The sequence below is a fragment of the Anaerovibrio sp. genome, assembly GCF_051866355.1.
GTDB lineage: Bacteria > Bacillota > Negativicutes > Selenomonadales > Selenomonadaceae > Anaerovibrio.
Genome location: NZ_JBJDWZ010000177.1, coordinates 1 through 6,114, shown reverse-complemented (window position 1 = coordinate 6,114; position 6,114 = coordinate 1). Strand labels below are relative to the sequence as shown.

Genomic DNA, 6,114 nt, shown 5'->3' with positions numbered 1-6,114 from the left:
TTACATACGATTCTACATTGAATAAATCTGACTGAATACTCTCTACTGGCTTATCCGGGTATCCGCGCAAAGACTTATTTGAGCCAACCATCAACATCTCCCCCATTCTTAACACATAGTAAAAACATTATGTCTTTTTCAATTATTTCTAATGTTAACACACGATATCAGTTTTTGTAAAATAAATATTGTTAATATTTTACATTTTTTGTAACATTTTCCTTTTCTGAACATACTATTATCGCCTATGATAGTATGAATTATTATATCTCACAACAGGTTCATTACCACCATCCTTATAGGTTGCATCGTAAGGATGTTTTGCACACTGACAATATATATTCAATCCTCTTATGCCATCTCTTTCTTCTATGACAAACAAGCCACTATAATGAGCACCACCTCCTGCACATCTCTCAATCCTGATTATCCTGCACCCATTTAAGTAATTTCCCTTAAAATCCAGCACATCACCATTATTATTTACCCAATGCCCTTGTATTACCTTTATACATCTTTGGTAAACCTGGGTTTCCGGACCATATACAGGTACATCATCATAGGCTTTCGCTAATGAAACACCATTAAATAAAACAATTACGCCTACACATACAATCAGCATTCTTATTAATTTAAGCATCTCTATCTCTCCTTTTACTGTATACGTTTCATAGCAAACCACTGAGCCTTTTCATCCCAAGACACTTCCAGTTCCATATCCACACGCCTCTGTTCATGAGAACTTATAATCCGTAATTTACCATCCTTGGTAATCTTACTTTCAAACTGATGCCACTCATTCGGAGTATGCCCCATAGTAACCAAATTATCCATTGACATAAACTTGAACCACTTGCCATGATATCTGCCTATTAACCAATACCCATGGTTCTCATCATGCGCTCCCTTAGAAACCATTATCTGATATATTGTGATATTAGGATTATTCGTATATAACTCCTTAATATTATATAATGTCCCTTCATTATCACCATCGTATGAACTTAACCTAAACCCCGGATTTGGTCTGTTAGTAGAATAGAATACCAACTCTCGAAGACGTGATACTAAAACGCTCACCTTTTCACCATCATGTAACTTCAAATCAATCTGATCCGTGCTACATCCAAGTAGATACGTTTTGCTAACTCCAATGAATCTCATCCCATCAGCAGCATGACATGTTTGACTTGGTAAAATACCTGCAAGTATAACTGCAAGCACTATAGCCATTCCAATACCAGATAACTTGAATAAAAAATCTCTCCACACTCTCATCTCAACCACTCCTTCATCACGCACGTTATTACTATTGTTTAAGTGCTTCTTTTTTTATACCAGCATTAATATTCATCAAATATACTTTTCTTTTAGCCCCCGTATAATGAACCGATTTTTGCACTGTAATAAAAACACTTCCGATAAACGCTGAATTAACAGATTTCAACTCTTTACTATATAAAGAATATTCTTTCTTATCATTCTTCCCAGAAGGTGTATCAAAGTCTATAGATTGACCTTCCAACGCATCAACATTATCTGTCCTTCCTGCCTGAAGATCATCATAACTAACTGAGCCCTTTTTTAATTCCACCCATTTATCCGTATGGCATGGCATCATTGCTTCCACTAACTCATTAGCATCATAATCCTTCGGAATATAATAAGCTGTTGCCTCATAAACCATATTATCTTTGTTAGCATAAAGTCTGATAGGTATATCATCATAGCAAATCCATATTTCGTTTTCCTTATCCTCAAAACGCTCTTTATACTTTCCAACAAGCGGAAATTCCTGTTTCAACAAATCCACATCACTGCCAATAATTGGCACTTTCGTCTGATGGTCATGTACTATTTGTATGCCAAAAAACAGCAAAAACAATATCAATGCTAGGCATGACGGCTTCTTTCCTTTCTCCATTTCAACATCTCCCTGCCTCATATTCTAGTCTGAATCCTTTATGGTACTTGCAGCCAGCAGCAATGTAATAATTAGCCACAACGGTATTATCACCATTCCTGAAAATACATAATCAAAAATCTCATAGACATACATTTTATCTTCTGCATAGTGTAATGCCCATATATAAAAAGGAACACCTGCGATAAATGCAGTAATACTTAATATAATCCCTATTCCATTTTGAAACACAATACGGACTATGCCTGCCATAATAAGACCTGAACACGCTGATGCCAGCCATTTTAAAACAGTTTCGTTAAACAATATTGCAAAAAAACCAAACACAAAAAACGTAACAACAGCTCCTGCTATCCCTGCAACAATCCAAACCTTAAAAGATAATGACTCATCATTTACTGCTTCATTTTCCGTGTTATTTTTCTTTTCCATCACTTCATTCCCCCAATCCTGCACGACTTTCCACTATACGACCTATTATACTCACAATATAAAACATTTTCAATACTTTTAGTGAATATAAGATACACCTAAAGTAATCATACTCCCCTTAAAATTAGTTTGGAAGGGGGTAGCTTATGGTAGAAGGCTTGGCTGATAAATTAAAAGACCTGCGCAGGCAGAATGGGTATTCACAAAAACAGGTGGCTGACAAGCTCATGGTCAGCCCCAGCATTATTTCCGGATATGAGAACTCTGAAAGAACGCCCAGTGTGGAAATACTGCTGAAGCTGGCACACTTATATCGCTGCAGCACGGATTTTTTGCTGGGGCTGACCACAAAAGCCCCTGTAGAGCACGTCGAGCTATGCGGACTGACGGCAAGGGAAATGCAATCCATCAGGATTCTGGTACAATCACTGAAGGAAAAGCATGGCGGCCCCTGCAATGACAACTGATTTCCTGCTGCAATTCTATTCTAGCAAAGCCAATGTGCAGAAATATGCACATGAGGCACTTGATGATTATTTTTGCTATATTAACGTTTATAAACAACCAAAAACTCCCCTTTGAAGAATTTATACCTTCTTCAAAGGGGAGTTTTTCTATATAGCCGCACAATTACAACCGGACAATTGCATTATACGCTTATAACCATACACTTATGCCTATGCGTTTATAGCCATTTGCTTATAACTGTGCAATTATGCATATACAATTGTACCATTCAACATTACGCCCTGAAATTTGTAACCTCGTTCTGCATTTCCTCGGCCAGATTTGCCAATGCAAGGGATGCCGCTGCAATCTCCTCGTTAGAAGCGGACTGCTGCTGGGTTTCCCCGGAAATAACCTTCGTGCTTTCACTTACCTTGCGGCTGACCTCGTCCATGGAGTCAATGGCAAAGACAATCTTCTCTGCGCCCTGGGACACCACATCAACGGCGCTGGAAATGCCGCCCATCTGCCCCTGAATATCATCGATCTTATCCATGATAATGCCAAACTGGCTGCCTACCTGACGGATGGACTCCGTACCGCTGGCCACCTCGGCATTTCCCTGCTCCATGGCCTTCACAGTGTCCTGAGTGGCCTGCTGAATGGAGGTAATATTAGCCTTGATGTGCTTGGCCGCCTCCTGGGACTCAGCTGCCAGCTTGCGCACCTCTTCGGCCACAACGGCAAAGCCCTTGCCTGCCTCACCGGCACGGGCGGCCTCAATAGCCGCATTCAGCGCCAGCAGATTGGTCTGGTCGGCGATGGAAGAAACGGACTCAACAATCTGGCCGATGGCCTCGGACTGCTCACCCAGACGGTTGACCATGCTGGCGGACTCATGCACGCTCTTTTCAATATTGCCCATCATGCCAACGGCCTGTTCCATCAGTGAAGCACCCTCGTGAGCAGAAGCCGCCATATCCTCCGCTGACTGCTTGGCAGTCTCTGCCTTTTCAGTCATGGCAATAATATCGTTAAATATGCCATCAATTGCTTCCATTGATGTATTCAAATCCTTTACCTGTGCCTCCATGCCCTGGCTGACGGAGCCCACATGCTCAGCAATCTTGATAGCGCTGTCAGCAGACTGCTGGGTATTGGCGGTCAGCTCCTCGGAGGAAGCCGCCAGCTGCTGGGAAATGTTCGCCATCTTCTTTATAAATGCCTGATATCTGGCCACTGCCCCATCACCGGCCTGCCCGGAAGACACCCCCTGTACGCTGGAAACGGACACAGGCTGCGCCGCCCCGCCGTCCTCCGTCATAGCCTGCAGCTTCGCATTGGTTCTGGCCAGAGTAATCAGCAGCATCCCCTCTACAATCAGCAAGGCAAATATCAGGGCATCAGGTATAGCATCCGACGCTATGCCGATTATGGCCACCAATATGGCCATTCCCCCTGAAATGGTCGACAGCAATGGAGTATAATTTTTTGACGACATGAAAAAACCTCCTCTATATACCCTTTTTCCCTCATAGAAAAAAGCAGCCTGAGAAAACCCTTCTCAGACTGCAAAATCTACCCAATAACATCAGCACAGGATTACACTTCTCACCATAGAATTATACACCAGATTAGTTTTCATGTGCAATGTATTTTTGTCATTTTTGTATAAACAATTGCTATAATTTAAATTTACATTTGTGCTAAATTACAGCTCTACAGTTTCCCCTTTAGCCAATCGGTCATGGTATTCAGCCGTAGCTGCAAACAGGGCATCGGTAGAGGAATTCAGGGCTGTTTCGCAGGAATCCTGCACCACGCCGATAATGAAACCTACGCCAACGGCCTGCATGGCAATATCATTGCTGATGCCGAACAGGGAGCAGGCCATAGGAATCAGCAGCAGGGAGCCGCCAGCCACGCCGGAAGCACCGCAGGCGCCTACGGTAGCCAGTACGGACAGCACAATGGCAGTAGGAATATCCACGTTGATACCCAGGGTGTGAGCAACAGCCATAGTCATTACGGTGATGGTAATAGCCGCACCCTCCATGTTAATGGTAGCACCCAGTGGCACAGATACGGAATAAAAATCCTCATCCAGTCCCAGCTTCTTGCAAAGCTCCATGTTTACAGGAATATTTGCCGCGGAGCTACGGGTAAAGAAGGCAGTCACGCCGCTTTCCTTCAGACAGCGCAGTACCAGAGGATACGGATTGCGCTTCAGGAATACAAAAGTAATAATCGGGTTGACGATAAAGGCCAGCGTAAACATGCAGCCCACCAGAACCAGCAGCAGCATGCCGTAATCAATGAAGATGGCCAGGCCATTCTCAGAAACTGCGGAGAATACCAGGCCCATAATGCCGAAAGGCGCCATCTGGATAATCCAGAATACGGCCCTGGACACAACGACAGCAAAATCAGCTACCACGTTGCGGGTTTCCTTGGAGGCCAGCTTCTTGAAGCCCATGCCGAAAATAATCGCCCAGCAGAGAATGCTCAGGTAGTTTGCCGTCATGATGGCAGAAACAGGATTTACCACCACATTGGTGAGGATGGTGGTGACAATCTGCCCGATGCCATCCGGTGCCGCATTGTTTGCCGCATCCGTCAGCTTCATGGTCACAGGAAATACCGTGCTGGCGGCCACAGCTGTAACGGCGGCCAGAAGGGTTCCCAGTACATACAGGAAGATTACATTCTTGAAGCGGGCGCCAATATCACCGGCCGCATTGGCCAGCGCACTGATTACCAGCACAAATACCAGCACCGGTGCAACGCCTTTCAGAAGTCCCACAAACAACGTACCAAAAATTGGCACAACAGTATTGCCAGGCATGGTCAGGGCAAAGGCCGCACCGATGACCATACCGATTACGATACGCAAAATCAGGCTGATGCTCTGCCATTTTGCAAAAGTAGCACTCATCATAATTACATAACTCCTCCATAAAAATCACATTATAACTACTCAAACGCCATAATATTGTAAACTTAGGATGAACACATGTCAAGGTTTTTCCACCCTACATGGACAAACATAAATATTTCTTTCACAGGCGCACATTACACCTGCTTTGTATCTATATACCGCACATATATTATACCGTATTCTACACGCCTTTCATGCCGTATTCTGCACGCACATCATGCCGCGTGATTTTCTCCATGCGAAAAGGGTGCGCCCCGCCAAGGCAGGACACACCCCGATTCAGACATACAGCATATTTAATGTTATTTCACAACAATATTTACCAGCTTGTCAGGCACGCAAATCATCTTGACGATGGTCTTGCCGGCGGTCA

At 43.7% G+C, this 6,114-nt stretch carries 7 protein-coding genes; 1 reads left to right on the top strand and 6 read right to left on the bottom strand.

Annotated features, from left to right (window positions below; translation table 11 throughout):
• Positions 1–238 precede the first annotated feature (238 nt).
• Genes ACI3UA_RS09320 through ACI3UA_RS09305 form a run of 4 tightly spaced genes read right to left on the bottom strand, consistent with a single transcriptional unit; the run spans position 239 to position 2,356 of the window.
• On the bottom strand, positions 239–640 hold the full coding sequence (locus ACI3UA_RS09320; protein WP_439724545.1) for a hypothetical protein: 402 nt from the start codon (positions 638–640) through the stop codon (positions 239–241).
• A 14-nt stretch (positions 641–654) separates the two neighbouring features.
• The gene (locus ACI3UA_RS09315; protein ID WP_439724544.1) at positions 655–1,278 is read right to left on the bottom strand and encodes a hypothetical protein; all 624 of its coding nucleotides are present in this window, start codon (positions 1,276–1,278) and stop codon (positions 655–657) included.
• 31 nt (positions 1,279–1,309) lie between these two features.
• Positions 1,310–1,924: a hypothetical protein gene (locus tag ACI3UA_RS09310; RefSeq protein WP_439724543.1), complete on the bottom strand. Its 615-nt coding sequence runs from the start codon at positions 1,922–1,924 to the stop codon at positions 1,310–1,312.
• A gap of 24 nt (positions 1,925–1,948) precedes the next feature.
• Positions 1,949–2,356: a hypothetical protein gene (locus tag ACI3UA_RS09305; protein WP_439724542.1), complete on the bottom strand. Its 408-nt coding sequence runs from the start codon at positions 2,354–2,356 to the stop codon at positions 1,949–1,951.
• Positions 2,357–2,502: 146 nt separating this feature from the next.
• Between ACI3UA_RS09305 and ACI3UA_RS09300 the strand changes: the two genes are divergently transcribed.
• Entirely contained in the window at positions 2,503–2,823 is a 321-nt protein-coding gene (locus tag ACI3UA_RS09300) for a helix-turn-helix domain-containing protein (RefSeq protein ID WP_439724541.1), read from the top strand.
• Between the two features lie 275 nt (positions 2,824–3,098).
• Here the strand turns inward: ACI3UA_RS09300 and ACI3UA_RS09295 are convergent, their stop codons facing one another.
• Both ACI3UA_RS09295 and sstT read right to left on the bottom strand, forming a co-directional pair.
• Positions 3,099–4,304 carry a methyl-accepting chemotaxis protein gene (locus ACI3UA_RS09295; protein WP_439724540.1) on the bottom strand — a complete coding sequence of 402 codons (1,206 nt, stop codon included), beginning with the start codon at positions 4,302–4,304 and terminating at the stop codon, positions 3,099–3,101.
• Positions 4,305–4,514: 210 nt separating this feature from the next.
• Positions 4,515–5,741: a serine/threonine transporter SstT gene (sstT, locus tag ACI3UA_RS09290; RefSeq protein ID WP_439724539.1), complete on the bottom strand. Its 1,227-nt coding sequence runs from the start codon at positions 5,739–5,741 to the stop codon at positions 4,515–4,517.
• Positions 5,742–6,114 lie beyond the last annotated feature (373 nt).

Excerpts from the sequence above, each read along its gene's own strand:
- sstT (WP_439724539.1), bottom strand. The coding sequence starts at position 5,741 with ATGATGAGTGCTACTTTTGCAAAATGGCAGAGCATCAGCCTGATTTTG.
- ACI3UA_RS09305 (WP_439724542.1), bottom strand. The coding sequence starts at position 2,356 with ATGGAAAAGAAAAATAACACGGAAAATGAAGCAGTAAATGATGAGTCA.
- ACI3UA_RS09310 (WP_439724543.1), bottom strand. The coding sequence starts at position 1,924 with ATGGAGAAAGGAAAGAAGCCGTCATGCCTAGCATTGATATTGTTTTTG.
- ACI3UA_RS09315 (WP_439724544.1), bottom strand. The coding sequence starts at position 1,278 with ATGAGAGTGTGGAGAGATTTTTTATTCAAGTTATCTGGTATTGGAATG.
- ACI3UA_RS09295 (WP_439724540.1), bottom strand. The coding sequence starts at position 4,304 with ATGTCGTCAAAAAATTATACTCCATTGCTGTCGACCATTTCAGGGGGA.
- ACI3UA_RS09300 (WP_439724541.1), top strand. The coding sequence starts at position 2,503 with ATGGTAGAAGGCTTGGCTGATAAATTAAAAGACCTGCGCAGGCAGAAT.
- ACI3UA_RS09320 (WP_439724545.1), bottom strand. The coding sequence starts at position 640 with ATGCTTAAATTAATAAGAATGCTGATTGTATGTGTAGGCGTAATTGTT.